This window comes from Azospirillum sp. B2RO_4, assembly GCF_051124815.1.
GTDB lineage: Bacteria > Pseudomonadota > Alphaproteobacteria > Azospirillales > Azospirillaceae > Azospirillum.
This window is the reverse complement of record NZ_CP118491.1, coordinates 20,510-41,815: the sequence shown is the minus strand read 5'-3', so window position 1 is coordinate 41,815 and position 21,306 is coordinate 20,510. Positions and strand designations below refer to the sequence as shown.

General features: G+C 67.2%; 19 protein-coding genes. All 19 read right to left on the bottom strand.

What is annotated here, in order from left to right; genetic code table 11:
• Positions 1–22: 22 nt before the first annotated feature.
• The 19 genes from PWS46_RS28595 to PWS46_RS28505 all read right to left on the bottom strand — a co-directional run bounded on the left by PWS46_RS28595 (position 23) and on the right by PWS46_RS28505 (position 21,302).
• The gene (locus PWS46_RS28595) at positions 23–1,591 is read right to left on the bottom strand and encodes a sulfotransferase domain-containing protein (protein ID WP_434625486.1); all 1,569 of its coding nucleotides are present in this window, start codon (positions 1,589–1,591) and stop codon (positions 23–25) included.
• A 57-nt stretch (positions 1,592–1,648) separates the two neighbouring features.
• The gene (locus PWS46_RS28590; protein ID WP_434625484.1) at positions 1,649–2,128 is read right to left on the bottom strand and encodes an NUDIX domain-containing protein; all 480 of its coding nucleotides are present in this window, start codon (positions 2,126–2,128) and stop codon (positions 1,649–1,651) included.
• A gap of 31 nt (positions 2,129–2,159) precedes the next feature.
• Positions 2,160–3,041 (bottom strand): NAD-dependent epimerase/dehydratase family protein, encoded by an 882-nt coding sequence (locus PWS46_RS28585; RefSeq protein ID WP_434625482.1) that lies wholly within the window; start codon positions 3,039–3,041, stop codon positions 2,160–2,162.
• A 150-nt stretch (positions 3,042–3,191) separates the two neighbouring features.
• Positions 3,192–4,475, bottom strand: coding sequence for a nucleotide sugar dehydrogenase (locus tag PWS46_RS28580; protein WP_434625480.1), 1,284 nt, complete (start codon positions 4,473–4,475; stop codon positions 3,192–3,194).
• Positions 4,472–5,398: a Gfo/Idh/MocA family protein gene (locus tag PWS46_RS28575; RefSeq protein WP_434625478.1), complete on the bottom strand. Its 927-nt coding sequence runs from the start codon at positions 5,396–5,398 to the stop codon at positions 4,472–4,474. The genes PWS46_RS28580 and PWS46_RS28575 overlap by 4 nt, the downstream gene beginning before the upstream one ends.
• A gap of 22 nt (positions 5,399–5,420) precedes the next feature.
• Entirely contained in the window at positions 5,421–6,995 is a 1,575-nt protein-coding gene (locus PWS46_RS28570; RefSeq protein WP_434625476.1) for a PfkB family carbohydrate kinase, read from the bottom strand.
• A gap of 2 nt (positions 6,996–6,997) precedes the next feature.
• The gene (locus PWS46_RS28565) at positions 6,998–8,002 is read right to left on the bottom strand and encodes an NAD-dependent epimerase/dehydratase family protein (RefSeq protein ID WP_434625474.1); all 1,005 of its coding nucleotides are present in this window, start codon (positions 8,000–8,002) and stop codon (positions 6,998–7,000) included.
• Positions 7,999–9,000 carry an NAD-dependent epimerase/dehydratase family protein gene (locus tag PWS46_RS28560; RefSeq protein WP_434625471.1) on the bottom strand — a complete coding sequence of 334 codons (1,002 nt, stop codon included), beginning with the start codon at positions 8,998–9,000 and terminating at the stop codon, positions 7,999–8,001. Before PWS46_RS28560 ends, PWS46_RS28565 begins: the two co-directional genes overlap by 4 nt.
• An 88-nt stretch (positions 9,001–9,088) precedes the next feature.
• Positions 9,089–9,805, bottom strand: coding sequence for a class I SAM-dependent methyltransferase (locus PWS46_RS28555; protein ID WP_434625469.1), 717 nt, complete (start codon positions 9,803–9,805; stop codon positions 9,089–9,091).
• 1 nt (position 9,806) lies between these two features.
• Positions 9,807–10,748 carry a transketolase family protein gene (locus PWS46_RS28550; RefSeq protein WP_434625467.1) on the bottom strand — a complete coding sequence of 314 codons (942 nt, stop codon included), beginning with the start codon at positions 10,746–10,748 and terminating at the stop codon, positions 9,807–9,809.
• Positions 10,745–11,590, bottom strand: a complete 846-nt coding sequence (locus PWS46_RS28545) for a transketolase (RefSeq protein ID WP_434625465.1) — start codon at positions 11,588–11,590, stop codon at positions 10,745–10,747. Before PWS46_RS28545 ends, PWS46_RS28550 begins: the two co-directional genes overlap by 4 nt.
• A gap of 15 nt (positions 11,591–11,605) precedes the next feature.
• Positions 11,606–12,601 carry a GDP-mannose 4,6-dehydratase gene (locus PWS46_RS28540; RefSeq protein ID WP_434625463.1) on the bottom strand — a complete coding sequence of 332 codons (996 nt, stop codon included), beginning with the start codon at positions 12,599–12,601 and terminating at the stop codon, positions 11,606–11,608.
• A 70-nt stretch (positions 12,602–12,671) separates the two neighbouring features.
• Complete coding sequence (locus PWS46_RS28535) at positions 12,672–13,334, bottom strand: class I SAM-dependent methyltransferase (RefSeq protein ID WP_434625670.1); 663 nt, start codon at positions 13,332–13,334, stop codon at positions 12,672–12,674.
• Positions 13,335–13,367: 33 nt separating this feature from the next.
• Positions 13,368–14,114: a transaldolase gene (locus tag PWS46_RS28530; RefSeq protein WP_434625461.1), complete on the bottom strand. Its 747-nt coding sequence runs from the start codon at positions 14,112–14,114 to the stop codon at positions 13,368–13,370.
• Entirely contained in the window at positions 14,111–14,686 is a 576-nt protein-coding gene (locus PWS46_RS28525) for a D-glycero-alpha-D-manno-heptose-1,7-bisphosphate 7-phosphatase (RefSeq protein ID WP_434625459.1), read from the bottom strand. The genes PWS46_RS28530 and PWS46_RS28525 overlap by 4 nt, the downstream gene beginning before the upstream one ends.
• A gap of 7 nt (positions 14,687–14,693) precedes the next feature.
• Positions 14,694–15,278 carry an SIS domain-containing protein gene (locus PWS46_RS28520; RefSeq protein ID WP_434625457.1) on the bottom strand — a complete coding sequence of 195 codons (585 nt, stop codon included), beginning with the start codon at positions 15,276–15,278 and terminating at the stop codon, positions 14,694–14,696.
• 552 nt (positions 15,279–15,830) lie between these two features.
• Positions 15,831–18,470, bottom strand: coding sequence for a glycosyltransferase family 2 protein (locus PWS46_RS28515; RefSeq protein ID WP_434625455.1), 2,640 nt, complete (start codon positions 18,468–18,470; stop codon positions 15,831–15,833).
• A 43-nt stretch (positions 18,471–18,513) separates the two neighbouring features.
• Positions 18,514–19,866 carry an SEL1-like repeat protein gene (locus PWS46_RS28510; protein ID WP_434625453.1) on the bottom strand — a complete coding sequence of 451 codons (1,353 nt, stop codon included), beginning with the start codon at positions 19,864–19,866 and terminating at the stop codon, positions 18,514–18,516.
• A gap of 2 nt (positions 19,867–19,868) precedes the next feature.
• Positions 19,869–21,302 (bottom strand): HlyD family type I secretion periplasmic adaptor subunit, encoded by a 1,434-nt coding sequence (locus PWS46_RS28505; protein WP_434625451.1) that lies wholly within the window; start codon positions 21,300–21,302, stop codon positions 19,869–19,871.
• Positions 21,303–21,306: the final 4 nt, after the last annotated feature.

Sequence of the window (21,306 nt, the reverse complement as noted above, 5' to 3'; positions counted from 1 at the left end):
GACAGGCGGTCATGAATACCGCTCATTCATCCTCCCCGATTGCGAACTGCTCCGGCGGCGGGGCCGGCTGATAGCGCAGGGTCTGGAAATTTTCCGACCAGTGGTCGGTGCGGATGCCGAAGTCGCGCTGCAACCGTCCGGCCATGTCGCGGCAATGGGTGTCGAACAGCGACCGGCAGGTCGCCGCCGACAGCTCCTGCGTCCAGTTCGATTGGACGCTCAGCGCCGCGGCCACCAGTGCGGCCGGCGGATCGTACCAGACCCGTTCGCGGCCGTTGCCGACACAGTAGACCAGCGTCCGCGGCGGAATCAGATAGCGCCGCTCGTGGCTTTCGATGCGAAGGGGACGTTCGGCATTGTAAAGATAGCGCGGATGATAGCTGACATTGTCATAGCGGAGCGGGAATTCGTAGTTGGACAGACCGCAGAAATGCAGCGCATCGGCCACCGTCTTGCGCGGGTTCTTCTTCGACTCCAGGTCATAGTCGACAACCAGAACGTTCTTCTTCGGGAAGATGCTGTAAATCCTGTCCAGAACATCCGGTATCTGGGGGAAGAACTGCTCCTCGTCATGCTCGACGGCTTCGAAGAAGGATTTCGGCCATCCGCCCTGGCGCAAACCATTGTTGTACAGCGAGAACGCCATGGTGATGGGATTGCGGATGCTGAACAGGATCCTGACGTCCCTGCCGCAGCACTCGGCGATCCGTTGCAAGACCACCGGATCGGCATAGTAATGGGAGGTCATTTCGACCATGACGGGGTCGTCGGCAACCCCGTTTACCGGCGCGCCATCGACGACGCGATCGTAGTGCTTGAGATATTCCTCGATGAAATGGGGGCTGTCGGCCCAATTGGCCGAGAAGATGTCCCAGTCCTTCGCCAGGGTGACAGTCCGCGGATGATCGCGGAAGGCCTGCCAGAACAGGAGTGAACCGGTTTTCTGCGTGCCGATGAAGACGACCTTGGGCCGGTGGGGCAGTGCCGCCCAGCGCTCCAGGATCGCGGCATCGTCCTGGGCCGGTTCCGGCGCCGGCTGCTGCTCCGCCGGCTCCGCCTCCTCCGATCCGTCTTCGCCGCCGGCCTTCTCCTCGCCGTCGCCCTCATAGCCGGTCAGTTCGGCCAGGGTCGCCGGATCGGAATACAGGCCGTCGCGGCTGCGCCGTTCCCAGTCCCTCAGCTCCGCGAGTTCGTCCTCAAGCTGCCGGAGCCGTTCGTTCCGCTCCCTCGCCTCGCCCATGGCTGCGTCGAAAGAGGACTGCAGGACGCCGATGCGCGCGACGGCGTCCTCGTACGCCGTGCCGGACTGCACGGCCCGGAGCCGGTCGAGTTCGGCCTGGAGCGCCTGGATGCGGTCGCGCAGCTGCGAGGTTTCGGCAATCGATGCGTCGAGGGAGGATTGCAGGCTGCGGATCCGTGCCTGGGCCTCCTCCAGGTCGCGCGCCGTGGCGCCGCCGGCGGCCTGCCGGCCCTGGGTGAAGAGCTGGCGGTCCAGATCGGTCTTCAGGCTGAGCGCATCGACGAGAACGGCGTCGAGCGCCGAGCGGAGCGCAAGAATTCTGGCATAGGAGTCCGGCGGGCTTTCCACCATGAAGCGATACCTTTTCCTTTGCGGGCGGGCGGCGTCGGTCCCGACGCGGCCAGCCTGTCAGAGCAGGAGAGGCGCCCGTTGCAGAAGGCGGTCAGCCATGTGCAGCCCGATGGCGACGGCGTCGTAGGGAGCGAGGCGGTCGATTCCCATCACCGCTTGCGGCCCATGCAGTTCAATCGCCTGCCCCTCGCGCAAGGACATGCCGGAAATTTCAGCACGCTTTACGGGCACCTCATAGATGTATCGCAACTTAATGCCGCGATTCCAGCGACGCAAGTCGAAACACACTTGTGTGAAATAGGAGAATGCACCCGGCTGGTAATCAAGCTCCTCAGACAATTCGCGCGCTAGCGCCTCTTCCGGGCTCTCCCCCTCCTCGATCAGGCCGCCGAACAGGCTGCAATAGCCGGGGAACCAGATGTCCGGCTTCTCGTCCCGCCGCTGCAGCAGGTAATGACCGTCCTCGGTGACCAGCAGGGCGGCCACCGCCGCCGGGAAGGCGTCGAGCGTGACCGGACCCGGGGTGGCGGCGTCCATCGCCCTGTCGTTCATCGTCCCGGCCGCCCGCTCAGCCGGCCAGGGCGGCGCGGTGGACCTGCGCCAGCCCCTCTTCCAGCGGGGTCGCCGCGAAGTCGGGGAATGCCTTGGCGCAGTCGGTCACGTCGAAGACCCGGCGGGTCACCGGCTGGGTGCGCGGGGTGAAGCGAATCTCGACCGGCCGGTCGAACTGCGCCGCCACCAGCCGGGCGAGGTCGCCGAAGCTGATGCTGCGGCCGCTGACCAGATTCAGCAGGCCGCGGCTGCGCCGGTTCAGGACGCGGACGATCAGCTCCACCGCATCGTCGACCAGGATATGGTCGCGCGTCTCCTCGCCCTCGCCGCCCAGCGTGATGACGCCGTCCTTGGCCGCCTGCCGGCGGAAGCGGTTGGGGCCGTAGGAGTTGTGGCTGTCGGCGGCGCCATAGACCAGGGTCGGGCGCAGCACCGCGACCGGCGCCTGGACCGTCTGCTGGATCATCAGCTCGCGCGTGCGGTGCATCGAGCCGTAGAGGTCGGTCGGCGAGGCCAGCGACTCCTCGCCGACCCGGCCCTCGACGAAGGGATAGACCGCGTCGGAGCTGATGTAGACGACATGGGCGACCGGCTGCCTGGCGAGCGCCTCGCAGACGTTGCGGCCCATTTCCAGGTTGCGCAGCGTGGTGCCGATGTCGCGGCCCTTGTCGGGGGTCAGGGCGCTGAGGAAGACCAGCGCGTCGTCGGGGCGCAGCTGCGCGGCCAGCCGCTCCGCCGCATCCGCTGCCGCGAGGTCGAGGTCGGCGGAGGACAGCGGCAGGCAGGGCACGCCGTCGGCCGCCAGCCGCGCCACCAGGGCGGCGCCGATGAAGCCGCGGCTGCCGAGGACGACCACGCGGGCGGGCGGCGTCGGGGTGGGGTTCAGATGGTCGAGCATCGCGTCGGTTCCCGGTTCTTCGGATCATACGCGGCCGGAAAAATTCCGGCCGCTGCGTTCATACGTCACGCAGGCTTCGCGCCTGTCGGCACGCGCCCGCAGTCGCGGGCGATGCCGCCTTCGGAAAGTCAGAGCTTCCCGAAGGCGGCATCAGAGGGCGCGGCCCAGCACATGGTGCTGGAGTCCGGCGGCGGCGCAGGCGGCGGCGTCGAGCATGGCGAAGGGGTCGATGACCACCCGGCCGGCGAGCGCCTGGGCCAGGGCGGCCGGATCGGCGTCACGGTACTGCGCCCAGGGGGTCATGATCACCAGCGCGTCGGCGTCGCGGCAGGCCTCCAGCGGCGAGGCGGCGACGGTCAGGCGCGGATGGTCGACGGCGGTGCCGTCCACCACCGGGTCGTGCACGACCACCTCCACGTCGCGGATCAGCGACAGCAGGGCCAGCGACGGCGAGTTCTTGGTGGAGTTGGTGTCCTGCTTGTAGGCCAGCCCCCACACAGCCACCTTCGGGGAGCGCCGCTGGCTCAGCACCAGCGACTGCAGCCGGCGGAAGGCCCAGTCCTTGCGGTGACGGTTGTTGGCGATCCAGGCGCGGACGATGCGGGCGTCGCTGCCATGCTGGTCGGCCAGCCGGCAGACGGTGGCGAGGTCGCGCTCCAGATTGCCGCCGGCGATGCCCAGCCCCGGCACGATGTAGGAGTGCGGGCCGATGCGCTTGTCGAGCCGCAGGGTCGGCACGATCTCCGACCAGTCGGCGCCGATGTGCTCGCACAGCTCGGCCAGCGTGTTGGCGACGCCGATGGAGGCGACGAGGCAGCAGTTGATGGCGATCTTCGCCAGCTCGGCGCTCTCGAAGCGGATGACGAACAGCGGGCAGTCGAAGGCTTCCAGGAAACGGCGGTAGGCGGCCGGCAGCGGGGCCGACGGGTCGGCGCGGCCGATGATGGTCCGCTCCGGATACATGGCGCGCTCCACGGCGCGGCCGAAGATCAGCGTCTCGACCTGATAGGCGACCTCGCGGCCCGGCCGGACCAGCCCGCGGGTGAAGCCGGGCGGCACCTGGCTCAGGATCACCAGCAGCGCGTCGGGGCGCATCGCCGGCTCCACCACCGCCAGCAGCGCCTTCAGCGGGCCGAGGTCGCTGGCGCCCTGGTCGTCGGTCGCCACGTCCACCGCGATGTAGACCACGTCGCAGGCGGCCAGGGCGGCCGGGTCGGCGGTGAAGGTGATGCGGCCGGCGTTGCGCGCCAGCATCTCCGGCAGGTCGGGTTCGACCACCGGCAGCTCGCCGCGCGCCAGGGCGTCGGTGCGCGCGCCATCGGGGTCGAAGCCGACCATGGTGAAGCCGCGCTCGGCCCCCGCCGCCAGCGAGTTGATGCCGAGATGGGTCATGCCGGCGTAACCGATGACGGGCTGCTTTGCCGCTTCGCTCATGCTGCGTCTCCGGACAGCGCCTCGCCGGCGAGGGCGTTCAGGGTGTCGTTGATCCAGATGTCGGTCTGGAGGTTGTTGGCGGCCTCGCGGCACAGCCCCTTGAAATGGTCGTATTCCAGCCGCCAGGTCGGGTCTGGCTGGACCAGCGTCACCGTCTCCTCGTCGGGCCGGCCGCTGGGCAGCTTGCGGTCACGCAGGCTGAAGCTGCTGGGACCCCATTTGCACAGGGACTCGATGTGGGCGCTGCCCTTCTCCGCCCGGATGTCGGCGGTGAAGTGGTTGCGCCAGGACAGGAGCGTCATCTCCAGCTCGATGTGCAGCCGGCCGGAGGAGGCGACGACCACATGGTCGAAGGCGCGGTTCTCGAACCGGTTGGCGGCGACGATGCGGTAGGGGCCGGTGCCCTGCCCGAACCAGAAATCGATGGTATCGAGCAGGTGGGAGCCGAGGTCGGGCAGCACCCCCGCCCCCTGGTCGCGCCAGGCCGATTCCCGCACCAGCCGGGCGGTGCCGTTGCCGTAGAACAGCCGCACCGTATAGACCTCGCCCAGCGTGCCGGCGGAAAGCGCCTGCTTCATGCGGACGAAATGCGGCTCGAACCGGTGATTGTAGGCGGTGTAGCAGGTGACCTTGCGCCGGCGCGCGAGCTCGTCCAGATCACGCAGGGTGGAGGAGTCGGCGGCGAACAGCGGCTTCTCGACCAGGACATGCTTGCCGCGGTCGAGAAGCTCGGCGATCAGCTCGATCTTCACCTCGTCCGGCGTGCACAGCAGCGCCGCATCGAAGCGGTCGTAGCCCACCTCGCCGATGCTGCGGACATCGGCGGCGGCGTTGACGGGGTCGACGGTGGCGACCAGATCGGAGCCGGCGACGTCCCGGCGCTTGTGCCCCTGGACGCCCAACCCCACGACGATGACACGCATGCTGCTTGCTCCCGCCGCCGTTTCACTCGGCGCGATAATGGGCCTCGGCCTCGATCTGGTCGATGCGCTTGCGCATCGCGTCGATCGTGATCGGGTAGTTGCCGTCCATCTCGCATTCCAGCGCCGCCGAGATCGACCCCAGGATGGAGGCGACCGCCTCGTTGCTCTGGCCGTCCGCCTTGCGGGTGGCGAACAGCGCCAGGGTGGCGTAGGACAGCAGCGCGTCGCCCGCGCCCACCGCGTCGACCACATGGTTGACGAAGCTGTCCAGCGCGATGACCGTGCGCGGATCGCCCTCCGGCCGGGTGCGGAAGGTCAGGATGCCGCGTTCGCCCAGCTTCATGATCAGCGTCTTGCACCGCGCCTGCCGGAACAGATCGCCGGCAAGCGCGCGCACCACCGAATCCTGGTCGCCCAGGGCGAAGCGCGCCTCACGCTCGTTGGGGGTGATCAGGTCGAAACCCTGGAATTCCAGGATGTTGCCCCAGCGGCTGGCGACCTGGCTGTCGGCGACGCGGAAGGCGCGCTCCGGGATGGCCGACACCAGCCGCGGCACGGTCTCGCGGTTGAAGACGCCGTGGCGGAAGTCGCTGAACACCACCACGTCGGCGTCGACGCTGCGCAGATGCTCCTGCAGCTTTTCGACGATGGCGTCGGAGATGCTGCGGTTGTCGAGCGTGTCGACCTTCAGCAGCCGGTAGCCGTCGCAGATGATGTAGTCCTTGTTGGTGGTCGGCCGGGTCGGGTCGACGATGGGCAGAACCTCCACCTCGGCCTTGGCCAGATCCTCCAGGACGAAATCCTTGTCGCGGTCGTCGCCCAGCACGGTGGAGAAGGTGACCTTCGCCCCCGCCGCCCGCAGATGCTTGGCGACGATGCCGGCGCCGCCGACGAAGCTGTGGCGCTTGTCGAAGCGCACGCTGACCGTCGGCGTCTTCGACATGCCGCCGATCATCGTGGTGTGGGTGTAGCTGTCGACGATGGTGTCGCCCACCACATGGACCCGCGTGCCCTCGAAGCGGGTCAGGATGCCGCGCAGGTCGTCGAAGCCGATCTCCTCCCCGTTCATGAGGAACATCAGCTTTTCGCAGCGCAGGTTGGGCGGCGCCGTCTCGATCAGGTGCGAGGAGGAATAGACGAAGTCCCCGGGGGAGAAGATGATCTCGCCGCCGTAGGAATCGATCAGCTCCTTCTCCTCCCTGGTCTTCGGATGCAGCCCCTTGCTGATGTACTCGTAGCCCTTGGCGTAGAGGTCGGGCTGGATGACCGACAGGTTGCGCAGCGGGGTGGGATCGGGGTCGATCACCACGTAATCCACCACCTGCAGGGCGGCCAGATTGAAGGCGCGCAGGTCCTGCGGCACATAGGGTCGCAGCTTGCTCTTGGTGATGTGCTGGTCGGCGGTCAGGCTGGCGATCAGGATGTCGCCCTTGGATTTGGCGAACATCAGGTGTCGGATGTGCCCGGGATGCACGATGTCGAACGTGCCGTGGCACATGATCACCTTGCTGGACCGCGGCGGCGCGCCGACGATGGCGCGGATTTCCTCGGGCGTCTTGATCTTGGCGCTCAGCAGCGCCTTGCTGGCTTCATCCATCTTCACTCACCCTTGCGGTCCAGAGCCGCGAACCAGGTCTTGGTCGCCTCGGCGATGGAGGCCGGTTCCCACAGCGGCGCGTCGCGCCAGTAGTCGATGTTCGCGAGGATCCGCGACACGCCCTCTTCGAAGGAAACCTTGGGTTCCCAGCCCAGGCGGGTGCGGATCTTGGTGATGTCGGCCCAGGTGCAGTCGGGCTCGCCGGGGCGCTTGGGGATGTGGATCACCTCGCCGCCCAGCAGCTCGACCAGCCGGTTGACCGGCTGCGGGTTGCCGGCGCCGACATTGTAGACCTCGCCCGTCTCCTCCGTCAGGGCGGCGGCCAGGAAGGCCGTGGCAAGGTCGGAGGCATAGATGAAGTCGCGCGTCTGCGTGCCGTCGCCGACGACGGTGAAGGGCTTGCCCGCCAGCTTCTGCTTCAGGAACACCCCGAACACCGCGCCATAGGCGCCCGACGTGCGCGAGCGGATGCCGTAGGCGTTGAAGATGCGCACCGCGTTGACCGGCAGGCCGTAGACCTGATGCCAGTGGAACGCCGCCTGCTCGCCCTGGTACTTGCTGAGCGCGTAGGGGTATTGCGGCGCGATGGGATGATCTTCGCGCGTCGGCACCGCCGCCAGCCCGTAGCAGGAGGAGGAGGCGGCATAGACGAACTTGGACACCCCGGCGTGGCGCGCGCATTCCAGCATGTGCACGGTGCCCTGGACGTTCACCGACATGTAGTCGAGCGGACGTTCGATGGACGGCACGATGTCGCCGATGCCGGCGAAGTGGAAGACGTGCGCCGCCCCTTCGAACGCGGCGTCGCCGGGTTCGAAGGAGCGGATGTCGCGCTCCACCACGTCCAGGTCCGGATTGCCGGCGTGGTGGGCGAGGTTGGCCGGGCGGCCCCCGGTCATGTTGTCGATGACGCGCACGCGATGGCCGCGCGCCAGCAACAGGTCGACCATGTGGCTGCCGATGAAGCCGGCCCCACCGGTGACGACGGCAATCGGACGCGTGGTCATGCGGCTTCGAGCGCCTTCAGCTTGCGGACATTGTAGTAGTTCACGCCGGTCATGCTGTCGGGCAGCTTGCCGTCACGGAACGCCGTGCAGAGGTCGCGCACCGCGTCCTCGATCGTGTGCTTGGGCTTGAAGCCCAGGATGCGCGCGATCTTGTCGGAGTTGATGTGGTAGGAGCGCGGGTCGTTGCTGGGCTGGACCTCCAGCGCGATCTCGCCCTTCTCCGGGAACACCTCTTCCACGACGCGCTTGACCGTCTGGGCGATGTCCATGATCGACATGTTCTGGTAGCCGGCGTTGAAGGTCTGGCCGGCGATCTGCTCGTCCGGGGCCTTCAGCAGCAGCTCGTACAGGTCGCACATGTCCTGGATGTGCAGGTTCGGGCGCTTCTGGTCGCCGCCGAACACCAGGATCTTGCCGTTGGTGACGGCGTGGTTGGTCAGGATGTTGACCGACAGGTCCAGACGCTGGCGCGGGCCGTAGCCGCAGACGGTGGCCGGGCGGATGGTCACGCAGACGAAGTCCGGCGACTGGTGCTTCCACAGCAGCGGCTCGCACATCCCCTTGAACTTGTTGTAGAGGGTGAGCGGGACCAGCGGATGATCCTCGGTCACGTCCGGGGCGTCGGACACGCCGTAGACCGACGAGGAGGAGGCGTAGACGAAGCGCTTCACCCCGGCCTGCTTGGCGGCGACCACCAGCGGCTCGAAGGCGTCGTAATTGATGGTCTCGCTCAGCTTCTCGTCCAGCTCGAAGCTGGCGTCGTTGGAGATGCAGGCGAGGTGCAGGACGACGTCGATGCCCTTCACCGCCTCGGAGAACTTGGCGACGTCGCGGACATCGCCCTGGATCACCGTCAGGTTCGGGTGGTCCTTCGGCAGGTGGTCGTCACCGAAATACATGATGTCGTAGACGGTGACGTTGTAGCCGGCGTTGAGGAGCTGGGGCGTCAGCAGCGAGCCGACATAGCCGGAACCACCGGTGATCAGAACGTTGCGCATGGGTCCTCGTGTCGTAAGAGCCGTGTCGTTGAGGCCGGCCGGAGAACTGGGAAGGGATGGGATCGGGGAAGGTGTCGCGACGCCCCCCTCAGGCAGGGGCGTCAGGCGTCTCCTTCTTCCCGCAGCACAGCGCGATCAGGTAGTGCGCCATGGCGTGATAGCCGGTGTGCACCACCTCGTCGTTCATCGAGAACATGTAGACGTTGGTGAAATAGCGCCGCATCAGCCGCTTGAAGTCGCGCTGGTCCTTGCAGTTGACGTGGCCGAGCTTGCTGTGGGCGGAGGCGTAGGCCTGCGACTGCAGCGACGGCATGCCGATGATGCAGGTGCCGGCCGGGGCCAGCGGCGCGATGGCGTTGGCGAGGAACAGCTCCTCCTCCGCGCCGGCGTTGATGTGCTCCAGCACGTCCAGCGAATAGACGGCGTCGAAGCCGCCGGTCGGCCCCTCCACCGGGCCGGTGCGCAGGTCGTGCAGGCGGAAATCGACCGGCCAGCGGTCCGACATGGTCTCGCGCGCCGAGGCGATGAAGGACGGGTCGAAATCGACCGCGGTCACCGCATCGACCGACTGGCGCACCACGCGGGTGAAGAAACCGTCGGAGCAGCCGATCTCCAGCGCATGGCCGGCGCCCTCAATCATCTTCGCCACGAACTTGTAGCGGGCCATGGTGAAGAGCAGCCGCTTGGGATCGTCATGATAGGCCCAGGTGGCGTGCACGCCCAGGCGCTGCAGCCCCATCGCCTGCATCTGCGCGATGTCGTCCTGGTACTGCGGTTCGCCCATGCTGCCGGGTTGCGAGGCCATGTCAGCGCCCTCCCCCGGCCGCCGTTCCCGCCGCCAGCCTGTCCAGGATGTCCGGCACGGCCAGCCCATGGGCGGCCAGGATGTCGTCGTGGCTGCCGTAGAGGTGGATGAAGCGGTCCTGCAGGGCGAAGGTGTCCAGCTCGCACTGCGCCTTCACGTCCCAGGCGATCTGCTTGACCATCGGACCCAGCCCGTTCTGCGGCGAGGTCTCCTCGATCACCACCACGCGGCGATGGCCGCGCAGCGCCTGGACGACGCCCTCGCGGTCGAGCGGCTTCAGCGTGTGGGCCGAAACCAGCGAGACCGACTGCCCCTGGGCGGCCAGGGCGTCGGCGACCTGCACCGCGGTCTTCATGATGGCGCCGTGGGCCATCACGCAGACGTCGGTGCCGCGGCGCAGATAGCGCAGCTTGCCGAAGACGAAGGAGTCGGCCGCGTCGGCGGTGAAGACCGGCTCGCCCGCCTTGCCCAGCCGCAGATAGATCGGGCCGTCGGTCTGCACCGCGCAGTGGCGGGTCGCCGCGGCGACCTCCAGCGGGTCGCAGGGCGAAAGCACCGACATGCCGGGGATGGCGGCGGCGATGGCGACGTCCTCCTGGGCATGGTGGGTGGCGCCCAGCGTCGAATAGGAGACGCCGCCGCCGATGCCGACCACCGTGACCGGCAGGTTCTGGTAGGCGAGGTCGTCGCGCACCATCTCGAACGGCCGGTACAGCGCAAAGGTGGCGATGGTGTAGGCGAAGGGCCGCAGGCCGCGCTGGGCCATGCCGGCGGCCATGCCGATCATCACCTGCTCGGCCACGCCGGTGTTGACGAAGCGCGTCGGGAAGGCGTCGCGGAACTTCTGGATGCTGCCGGCCGGCGAGATGTCGGCGCAGATCAGGCACAGGCGCGGATCGTCGCGGCCCAGCTCGAAGAAGGTGTCGGCGAAATGGTTCCTCATTCCGCGATCTCCTTCAGCTCGGCGATGGCCTGCGCATATTCCTGCGGGTTGGGGGAGCGGTAGTGCCAGATCGGCACATGCTCCATATAGCTGACGCCCTTGCCCTTCACCGTGCGGCCGATCAGCACGAAGGGCCGGTCGCCCTTGCGGTCGCGCACCTTGGCGACGATGGAGGCGGCGTCATGGCCGCTGGCCTCCGCCACCTCCCAGCCGAAGGCCGCCAGCTTGGCGTCCAGCGGGTAGAAGTTGGGATGGATCTCGCTGGTCCGCCCCAGCCCCTGGAAGTCGTTCAGGTCGATGAAGGCGACCAGGTTGGAGACGCCGAGGTTCGGCGCCATCATCAGCGCCTCCCACACCGATCCTTCCTGGATCTCGCCGTCGCCCATCAGGCAGAAGACCTGGCGGTCGTCGCCCTTGATGCGGTCGGCATAGGCCATGCCGAGCGCGATCGACAGCCCATGGCCGAGCGAGCCGGTCGACGCCTCGATCCCCGGCACGCCATAGTCGGGATGGCCGCCCAGCCGGCTTTCCGGCGTGCACAGCCGCTCCAGCTCGGCGCTTTCCAGCACGCCCAGCGCTTCGAGCAGCACATACTGCGCGACGCAGCCATGGCCCTTGGACAGCACCAGCGTGTCCGGCGTGGCGCCGGACGCGTCGCGCCGCATCAGCCCGTTGTAGATGGCGTCGACCATCTCCAGGCAGGAGAAGGCCGGCGCGATGTGCATCGCGCTGACCTTCTGCGACAGGTCGAGGATGCGACGCCGGAAGCCGAGGCAGCGCCGCCGCGCCGCCCCAGCGTCAAAACCGTTGCGCAGCAGCACGGGTTCGGAAACGGTGGTCATCGCCGGTCGTCCCGCTCAGGCGCGCATGACATAGCCGGTGGGCAGGTCCTTGACCTGGTCGTAGTAGCGCTTGCCCCACTCCACCATGTCGGCCAGCCCGGCCGCCCAGTCGATCTGCGGCTCCCAGCCGGTGTCGTTGCGCAGGGCCGAGCTGTCGAGCCAGTAGCGCGAATCCTGCCCCAGCCGGTCGCCGGTGACCTCGCACAGCTGTTCGAACGGGACGCCCAGCGCCTCGGCGGTCAGTTCCACCACGCGACGGATCGAGGTCGGCTCCTGCGGGCCGCAATTGTAGACGGTGCCGATCGGCGCCTTCTCGATCACCAGCTGGATGGCGCGGGCGAGGTCGCGGGCGTGCAGGTAGGACTTCTCGGCGCGGCCGCCGCCGTGCAGCGGCAGCTTCTCGCCCTTCAGGCCGCAGACCACCGCCTTCGGGATCACGCGGTGCAGGAGCTGGCCCGGGCAGTAGCAGTTGGACGGCCGGATGATGTTCATCGGGAACTTCAGGAAGCGCGTCACCGACATCAGGTAGAGGTCGAAGGCCGCCTTCGAGGCCGCATAGGGGCTGGACGGCCGGATCGGATCGTCCTCCTTGGCGGCATGCTCGACCGAGCCGTACAGCTCGGAGGTGCCGATATGGACGAAGCGCTCCAGCCAGTCGCGCTTCATCAGCTCCTCGGACAGGCGGGACAGGCCGACGGAGTTGGTCTCGAAGAAGCGCCAGGAGTTCTTCCACGACACCGCCCCTTCGCCCTGGGCGGCGTAGTTGATGATGATCTCCGGCTTCTCGCGGTCGAGAAGCTCCAGCAGCAGGTCGAGTTCGTAGGTGACGTGGTAGGCGTGGTATTCGTAGCCCGGCTGCTTGTCGATGTTCAGCGAGAAGGGCTCGGGCCGCAGCAGGTTGCGGCCGATGCCGATCACCTTCTTCGGCGACGCGTTCTCCAGAAGATGGAACGCGGTGTGGATCGCGAAGGAGCCGCCACCGCCCAGAATTGCATAGGTCTTGCCAGACACCGGTATCTCCTCGGTAGAACGTCCGCGTTTACTCTACGAAACCCACTCTTCGATACTTACTCTTCGTCGCCTATTCTTCGACGATCGTCCAGGCGTAGTCGCCGGTATAGCCGGCCTCCCGGAAGGTCGCGATCCAGCCGTCGGGATAATCGTGGTATTTCGCCGTCAGCACCCAGTTCATGAACAGCGCCCGCTGTTCCGGCGTGCGGTAGCTGTCGACCTGGACGAAGGACTTCCCGCCCGGAGCCAGCCGCTCGATCTCGCGCAACGCCCGCACCGCGTCGGGCTGCGCCACGTTGTGGATAGTGTTGAGCGAGATCACCGCCTGGAAGCTGTCGTCCGGGAACGGCAGGCTGACGCAGCTTCCCAGATGCAGGCGCCCGACCACCTCCGGCTCGCAGTTCTTGAGAGCGTATTCGGAGACGTCGATGCCGAACACCTCCAGCCCCGGACAGACCTTCATCAGGTCCTTGACCAGGAAGCCCTTGGCGCAGCCGACGTCCAGCACCCGGTCGCCCGGCTTCAGGCCGAAATGGGCGACGATGTCCTCGGCGATCGGGATCCAGCGGCCGTCATAGCGGTAACCGCCGTAACCGACCTCGCGCGGGCCGTCGAAATAGGCCTGCCCGTATTCGCGGGCGACCGCGATGTTCTCGTCGGTCTGGGCCGCCTGCCGGGCCTGGACGTTGCGGCGCGTGCGCGGCAGCCGGCCCAGCAGATTGACTTCCTGCATCATGGGATCGCTCTTCCTCAAGCCCGGCCCGGATTACGCCAGGACCGGCGCATGCAGCGGGATGTCGTAACCGGCCGCGGTGGCATCGCGGTGGAACATGGCCACCGTCTCCAGCGAATAGCCCGCCAGATCCTTGCCGACCAGCGACAGCTTCTTCAGCAGGTCGTGGCCGACGGTGATGATGTGGCAGCCGGCTTCCTCGGCATGGTAGATGTTCAGCAGCTCGCGCGGGCTGGCCCACAGCAGTTCCGCCTTCGGACGGCCTTCCAGCAGCATGCGGGCGGTGCCCATCACCGCGATGGGGTCGCGGCCGGTGTCGGCGATGCGGCCGGCGAAGACCGACACCACGGCCGGGGTGCCGACATGCAGCACGTCGGCGATGTCCTGCACCTGCTCCAGCGTCAGGATGGCGGTCACGTTCAGCTGGACGCCCTCCTTCGACAGTTCCGAGACGATCGGGCCGACGAACTCGCCCTTGGTGGTGGTCACCGGGATCTTCACATAGACGTTGGGACCCCAGGAGGCGATCACCCGGGCCTGTTTGGCCATGGTGTCGAGGTCGTCGGCGAACACCTCGAACGACACCGGACGGTCCGGGACGATCTTCAGCACGTCCTTGGCGAAGGCGACATAGTCCGTGACCCCGGCCTGGCGCATCAGCGTCGGGTTGGTCGTGAATCCCTTCACCAGCGGGTTTGCGGCCAGGGCCTCGATGCCCTTGAGGTCGGCGCCGTCGGCGAAAAGCTGCACGCGCAGGCTGTTGATCGGGGTGACGTTCATGGGGACACCTGTCCAGCGGAAGGAGATGAGGCGAGGATGAGGGTGGCCGCTTCGGCCAGATCGGCGACGACATGGTGCGGGACCCCGGACGGGTCGGATTCCGCATAGCCGTAGTCGATGAAGAAGGTGGTGCAGCCGGCGGCCCGGCCGGCGGCGACATCGCGCCAGCGGTCGCCCACCATGTGGCTGGCGGCCAAATCGATGCCGAACTCGGCCGCCGCGTCCAGCAGCATGCCCGGCTTGGGCTTGCGGCAGGCGCAGTCGTCGGCGTCGATATGGGGGCACATGCGGATGCCGTCGAGGGTCAAGCGGTCGGCGAGGAAATCGTGCATCGCCTCCACCACCTCGCGGGTCTGCACGCCCGTGGCGATGTCCGGCTGGTTGGTGACGACGATGACGAGGAAGCCGGCGGCGCGCAGCCGGGCGACCGCATCGGCCACACCCGGCAGAATCTCGAAATCGGCCAGCGTCTGCGGCGGATAGGATTTGCCGCCGCGGATCACCGGCCGGTTCACCACCCCGTCGCGGTCCAGGAAAACCGCCCGCCTTCCGGGCGCTGCCGTCCCCGCCATCACGCCGTCACCACTTGGTCTGCTGGATCTGCAGGGCGGGGTGGGAGACGAGCGAATGCCAGATCACGGCCTGGAAGGCTTCGGCGTGGGGGGTCACCCGCGAGGCGGCGACGGTGGGGATCACCACGACGGCGTCCCCGGCGGCCTTGGTGTGGCCGCCGGCCCGGCCGACCACGCCCAGGACCGTCATGCCCAGCGACTTGGCGTAATCGATGGCGACCACGAGGTTGACGCTGACCTTCTTCTCGGCATCGCCGCCGCCGACGGAAAAGACGAGGATCGCATCCTTCCCGTTGGCGCGGCTGGCCTTGAGCCAGGCGGCGAAGACGCCGTCCCAGCCATCGTCGTTGATGCGGGCAGTCAGCTCGGAGACATTGTCGGTGGGGGCGTAGGTCTCGATGCCGCACAGCTTGCGGAAATCATTCACGGCATGGCTGCAGTTGGCAGCGCTTCCGCCGACGCCCAGGATGAACAGCCGACCGCCGCGCTCGCGCAGAGCCACCAGGTGGCTGCAGATTTCCTCCACCTCTGCGCTGTCGATCAGTTCGCAAATCCGGGCAGTTTCCGCCAAAAATTCACTGGTATGCGACATGGTTCCCCTGCTTGTCCTGCAATCTCGGGACGAAAGAACGAATCCTGAGCAGACTGCTTTTTCCAGAAATGCCTATAAAATTTTTTAAACAAGAATTCGCTTGGTTAGCTCCAATCAATTCTTTTAATAATTTCACTTCGAATGCCAAAATTTACAAAAAACGGCAAAATCACTTCAATCAATAAGATTAGGACTCGAACTAAATATGTATGCAATAAGTCATTTATAGACAAGGTTTCACAGTGTCAAGAGATATCTGCCGGCGCGAACTCAAGCACACAGAGGATATTGACTGAATACGGCAACCCAATATTGTCAACTATAAAATCAGGCGCCGTTTGCCGCACCGAAAAACGATTAGATAACTAAATACTATTGTATATTTACTGATATATGAAGCGCTGATTGCAAAAAACGCAGTTGAATTCATTAAGTCCAATTACGGTGACAATAAAATCAACAATCAGTATAACTAAAGCAATACGCCTTGAAATCGGCATGCCGGACAGAAAATCATCACCCCGCCTCTCCACACGGATCGCGCGCATAACCTCATAATCTTAGTCTGGAGAATGGATCACCCAGCCTTGAAAATGCTTTATTGAAGTAGGGATCACCCATAAAGTCACCCCATTCCTCGACTACATGCCGAAGATGATTCTTGTAGGCGTTTTTTGCTGAGGCTTCGGACAAGCGTCCGCGCGTTTTGGACTCGAAGTGGTAAAGGCAGGCTTTCGGGTCGTAGATGACGCGCGCCCCCGACTTCCGGATCGTGAGACAGTAGGTGATGTCGCTCCAGTCGGCCGGATAGCGGGGATCGAACCCGCCGGCGGCCTCGAAGACGGCGCGCCGCGTCACCAGACAGGCGCCGGTGACCGCCGCCGCCGACCGCAGGAGGGCATTGCGGCCGAGATAGCCGCCATCGTCGCTGCGGGCGCCGATGGCTTCATGGGTGGCGCCGCGCTCGCGGCTGGTGACGATGCCGCCATGCTGGATGCCGCCGTCGGGATAGAGCAGGCGCGCACCGACCACGCCGACCTTCGGCAGGGCCAGGGTCGCCACTGCCCGCCGCAGCCAGCCCCTGTCGGCCGCGACGGTGTCGTCGTTCAGGAAGACCAGAACCTCTCCCGCTGCCTGGGCGGCGGCGGCATTGTTCATCGCCGACCAGTTGAACGGGCCGGCATAGGGCAGCACGTCGACCCCGCACCCGGCCTTCATCGCCGCGATCAGGGCGACGGCGTCGGGATCCTCGTTCTCGTGGTCGATGACCAGGATCTGCATCCGGCCCGGATAGCTCTGCCGCACGCGCAGAAGGGAATCGAGGCAGTTGCGCAGCAGGACGGGAGAGTTGCGGGTCGGCACGATGACGCTGACGAAGGGCGGAGCGGCCAGGCCGAGTTCGATGTCGCAGGGATCGACCAGTGCCCGGTCCAGCCCCGGGGCGGCGGGCATCGGCACCGGCACCCGGCCGGCGCGGATGCCGACCTCCAGAGCCGGGGCGTGGCGCCGCACCCAGCGGCCGACCGCCTCCGGCGATCCGGACAGAGCGCGCGGGAGGGCGCCGACACTGCGGAAATCCGCTGGCCTCCGGACGGTGTAGAGCATGGACTGGATGTGCCGGATGCCGCCGTCGGCCGGAAGAGCCTCGGAACGGCCATCGGCGGGGATCGCGTCGACGAGGCGCAGCATCAGGTCATGGGAGTCGGACGGCATGCCCTCCTCCAGCGCCAGGGCGCGCAGCAGGACATCGCCGGACAGGGCGGCCAGCGGGCCGATGCAGTCGCAGGACAGCAGCATGACCGGATCGAATCCCGGCTTCAGCACCGGGATCACGGCATCGTCCAGGTCTCGGGCGGGATCGCCGCCTTCCACCGCCAGTTCATGGTCGCTGTAGACCATCGGTGCCGTCGACAGGGCGTCGAGGAAGACCGGCAGCGCGTCCTCCCCGAACTCGACCGCGCCGTCCAGGACCAGATGGGCGGCGGCACCGGAAAGCCGCGGGTCCGACGACAGAAGCCCGGACAGGTCCGGGTAGGCGGCCATTCCCCCCTGCCCGCGCGCGGCCAGCGGATGCAGCAGGGCCGCGACCTCGCTGGACGGGGCGGCAGCCGGCGGCAGAACGACGGTCAGCGTCCAGGCGGCATGCCGCTGGCTCTCCAGCGACCGGATCAGGCAGCGCAGCGCGCCGGGATCGCCCTCCCCGCGCAGGAGAAGGATATGCACGAGCCCCTGCGGAGGAAGCGCGGGCAGCGCCGGAGCCCGCCAGTTCCGCAGCAGGCCGGCCTGCTTCAGGGCGGGATAGGCGTCGACCGGCGGCTCCGTGGTGGCCAGCACATCGGGCAGGGTCTGCTCGATGCTGCGCAGGGCATCCTTGATCCCGCGCAGCGCATGGAGAATCCGGCCGAGATCGTCCTGACGGCCGGGCAGGGTCTCGCGGATATAGATGGCGCTGCCGAACGGCGTCTTGGACTGGACGTCGCGAACATGGAGCAGGACGCCGCGCGCCGTCAGGTCGTCATGCAGGGGCGGGATCAGGAAAGCGAAGCCATGCTCGCCCGATCCGCCTGTCCGCTCCGACAGGCCGGGCAGGAAGTCGCGGCACCGGACCACCCCGATGAAGCGGTCGGCCAGGAACAGCTCCAGCAACACCGTCTCGGTCGGGTCGGACAGGTTGGCGCACCAGCCGGAAATCCGCCCGCCCCCGTCGTAGGAGACCTCGCCGGCCAGCCGGCGGGTCGGCGCCAGTTCGACGGCGGCAAGGCGCCGACGCGCCCCGCTCTGCTCCAGCCAGTCCACCACCCGCGGCGGCAGCAGGGCCAGCAGCGCCTCGTCGCGCAGGAGCGTCAGCAGCCAGAAGCGCCAGGACCGGCTGGGCGCCAGGGCGTCGCGGCTCGCCGGGGACAGCGGAAGCCGGCGGAGCGCCCAGCCGTGCAGGGCCTCGTCCATCTCGGCGGCGAGGGAGGCATGCGGCAGCAGGGCGCCGGAGGCGAGGCGGTCGACCACCGCCGCCATGAACTCCGCGGTGACCAGGAAGGCGTTGAGGAATTCCGGAAGGCTGCGGCCGGTGGCCAGCAGCAGTTCCTCGCCGCTGGCGGCATGGCGTCCGAGAAACAGGCGGTGGCCGTTGATCGCATCGTCCAGGGTGGAGCGGCCGTCCGCACCGAAGCCGTTTTCCCCAGCCGCGCCAGCCATCCGCTCTCCCCTCTTCCCCGGTCCCGCCCCCAGCCGGCGTTTCTCAGGCGGTCGCCATCAGCTTGGGGTTCTTCTTCCAGTCTTCCATGATGACCTGGGCCTTGTGGCGGTCCTCGCTGGTCAGGCTGCTGCCAAGCTCATGGGCCTTGGCCTCCAGCCCGTCGCGCTCGGAACCGGGCTGGGTGGCGGCGGCGGCCATGATGTACCAGACATAGGCCTGGATCGGGTTGTAGGCCTTGCTCTCCCGGCTGGCGTAGAGGGCGCCCAGATTGGTCATCGCCCCGGTGTGGCCCTGGGCCGCAGCCTTGCGCAGCCAGTCCACCCCTTCGACCAGTTCCGGCCGGCCGCCCCAGCCATGGACCAGCATCAGCCCCAGATTGACCTGGGCGCCGACATTGCCCTGCATCGCCGCCTTGCGGTACCAGACCGCGGCCTCCGCATAATCGGGCGAGCCGGCCAGCCCGTTGGAATAGATCAGACCCAGGTTGAACTGGGCATTGACGTTGCCCTGCTCCGCCGACAGGCGGCACCATTTCAGGGTCTCGCGGTAATCCTTGGGAACCCCGTGCCCGCGGGCATGGAGCAGGCCCAGATTGACCTGGGCCACCGGATGGCCCTGCTCCGCCGCCTGGCGGTAGAACTCCGCCGCGCGGGCCGGATCGGCCTCCACCCCGCTGCCGTGCTCGTAGATGATGGCGAGCGCCAGCTGGGAATTGACGAAGCCCTGGCCGGCGGCCTGCCCGTACCAGGCGATCGCCTGGCTCATGTCGCGCTCCACCCCCTGGCCGTTGGCGTAGAGGGAGGCGAGCGCGTGCTGGGCCACGGCATAGCCCTGATCGGCCGACATCCTGTACCAGCCGGCGGCGGCGGCATGGTCCTGCGCCACCCCCTGCCCGAAGGCATGGAGCAGGCCCATATGGTGCTGCGCCTCGGCATGGCCGGCCTCGGCGGCCAGCCGGTACCAGTGCAGGGCCTGGGCGATGTCCGGGCCGATGCCCAGCCCATGGGGGTAGAGCAGCGCCAGATTGGCCTCCGCCGCCGCCGGGTTGGCCTTGGCGACGGTCTTGTACCAGCGCACCGGCAGGGCGCTGTCCTGCGCCGCGCCTTCGCCGTTGGCGTAGCACAGGGCGAGCGAGAACTGCGCCTCGACATGGCCCTGGTCGGCCGCCTTGCGGAACCAGTGGGCGGCGTCGCCGAAATCGCGCACCACCCCCTGGCCGCGGGCATAGAGCTGGCCCATGCGGTACTGCGCCTCGGCATGGCCATGCTCGGCCAGCGGCAGCCAGTGGGCGACCGCGGCGGCGTAGTCCTCCATCTCGAAGGCGGCGAGGCCGCGCTGGAAATCCGGCTTGCGGGAACCGGTGGATTTGCTTCGCTTCAGCAGCTTACCGAACAAGATCAGGGCTCCCGCAGGCTTTCGTCGACCCCGCGCAGGATGGGGCGCAGGAAATAGGTGATGATGCGGCGCTCGCCGACCTTGATGTCGGCCGACAGCGGCATGCCGGGGATCAGGCGGAAATTGGAGGGCACATTGTCGAGCTTGGTCGTCAGCAGCTTGATGCGCGCCCGGTAGAAGAGCACGCCGTTGCCGTTCTCCTTGCTGGAGAAGGAATCCTCGCTGATCGTCTCCACCTCGCCGTCGAGCGCGCCGTGCTGCATGTAGGGGTAGGCCTCCAGCTTGACCCGCACCTTGTCGCCGACCTGCACGAAGGCGAGGTCGCGGGCGTCGATGCTGGCCTCCACCTCCAGGGCGGAACCGACCGGCACCAGGGTGAAGAGCGGCTCCGCCTCCTTGGCGACGGAACCGGCGGCGGCCTTGGGCGAAACCTCCAGCACGATGGCATCGACCGGCGCGTCGAGCTGGACCAGCGACTGGCGCTTGCGCGCCTTGGTCAGCTGTTCGCGCAGCGCCTCGCGCTCGTTGCGCTGGGAGGTCAGCTCCTCGATGATCTTGCCGCTCCACTGCTGGATGAAGACGTCGCGCTCGGCCAGCAGGGCCTGCAGGTCGTGGCGGTTGCCCTGCAGCTCGTTCTGGTTCAGCACCAGATTGCGTTCGATGTCGATGCGGTCGCTGGTGGCCTGCAGCAGGTTCAGCTTGCTGCCGACCTGGGTGGCCAGCAGCGAGGAGCGCATGTTCTCGATCTCGCGCACCACCTTCAGCCGCTCGTTCAGATGGACGCGGTCCATCTCGTACTTGGTGACGTTGGACTGCAGCCGCGCGAGCTTCTCCTCGTAATTCTGCATCTGCGACTGGTACTGGGCCTGGCGTTCGCTCCACAGCGCCTGCTGCAGCTTGCCGTAGCCATAGCGGTCCTCGCTCGGAACATAGGGCTTGCCGTCATGCTCGGCCTGCAGCCGGGCGATCAGCGCGTCGGCGTTGGCAAGACGGGATTCCAGCTGCTGGACGTCGGCCTGGGTGAAGGTCGGGTCCAGCGTCGCCAGCACCTCGCCCTTGCGGACGACGTCGCCCTCGCGCACCAGCACCTTCTTGATCACCGCCATTTCCAGCGGCTGGACCATGACGTTGGATTCGACCGAGATGATCTTGCCCTGGGCGACGACGATCTTGTCCAGGTAGGACAGCGACGCCCAGGTCACCAGGCCGATCACGAACAGCGCCAGCAGATGCAGCGTGATGCGCGCCAGGAAGGGATCGGGGGCGTTCTGGATCGCCTCCGTGTCCTTCTGGAAGGCGCCGATCGCCGCCTTCCCGCGCGCCTTGGCCCGCTTGTCGAGCGGCTGGGCCGGCCGCTGCGGCGCGGCGTCGTTGGCGGGAACGCGTGCCGTCTCAATCTTCGCGAGCTTCTGTGCGGTCGGCTTTTGTGCGGACAAGGGC

Bases quoted from the DNA above. Each gene is read 5' to 3' on its own strand.
- PWS46_RS28545 (WP_434625465.1), bottom strand. From the start codon at position 11,590: ATGACCACCGTTTCCGAACCCGTGCTGCTGCGCAACGGTTTTGACGCT.
- PWS46_RS28535 (WP_434625670.1), bottom strand. From the start codon at position 13,334: ATGCAGGAAGTCAATCTGCTGGGCCGGCTGCCGCGCACGCGCCGCAAC.
- PWS46_RS28550 (WP_434625467.1), bottom strand. From the start codon at position 10,748: ATGAGGAACCATTTCGCCGACACCTTCTTCGAGCTGGGCCGCGACGAT.
- PWS46_RS28560 (WP_434625471.1), bottom strand. From the start codon at position 9,000: ATGCGCAACGTTCTGATCACCGGTGGTTCCGGCTATGTCGGCTCGCTG.
- PWS46_RS28570 (WP_434625476.1), bottom strand. From the start codon at position 6,995: ATGGATGAAGCCAGCAAGGCGCTGCTGAGCGCCAAGATCAAGACGCCC.
- PWS46_RS28525 (WP_434625459.1), bottom strand. From the start codon at position 14,686: ATGGCGGGGACGGCAGCGCCCGGAAGGCGGGCGGTTTTCCTGGACCGC.
- PWS46_RS28555 (WP_434625469.1), bottom strand. From the start codon at position 9,805: ATGGCCTCGCAACCCGGCAGCATGGGCGAACCGCAGTACCAGGACGAC.
- PWS46_RS28565 (WP_434625474.1), bottom strand. From the start codon at position 8,002: ATGACCACGCGTCCGATTGCCGTCGTCACCGGTGGGGCCGGCTTCATC.
- PWS46_RS28515 (WP_434625455.1), bottom strand. From the start codon at position 18,470: ATGGCTGGCGCGGCTGGGGAAAACGGCTTCGGTGCGGACGGCCGCTCC.
- PWS46_RS28520 (WP_434625457.1), bottom strand. From the start codon at position 15,278: ATGTCGCATACCAGTGAATTTTTGGCGGAAACTGCCCGGATTTGCGAA.
- PWS46_RS28590 (WP_434625484.1), bottom strand. From the start codon at position 2,128: ATGGACGCCGCCACCCCGGGTCCGGTCACGCTCGACGCCTTCCCGGCG.
- PWS46_RS28595 (WP_434625486.1), bottom strand. From the start codon at position 1,591: ATGGTGGAAAGCCCGCCGGACTCCTATGCCAGAATTCTTGCGCTCCGC.
- PWS46_RS28530 (WP_434625461.1), bottom strand. From the start codon at position 14,114: ATGAACGTCACCCCGATCAACAGCCTGCGCGTGCAGCTTTTCGCCGAC.
- PWS46_RS28585 (WP_434625482.1), bottom strand. From the start codon at position 3,041: ATGCTCGACCATCTGAACCCCACCCCGACGCCGCCCGCCCGCGTGGTC.
- PWS46_RS28575 (WP_434625478.1), bottom strand. From the start codon at position 5,398: ATGCGTGTCATCGTCGTGGGGTTGGGCGTCCAGGGGCACAAGCGCCGG.
- PWS46_RS28580 (WP_434625480.1), bottom strand. From the start codon at position 4,475: ATGAGCGAAGCGGCAAAGCAGCCCGTCATCGGTTACGCCGGCATGACC.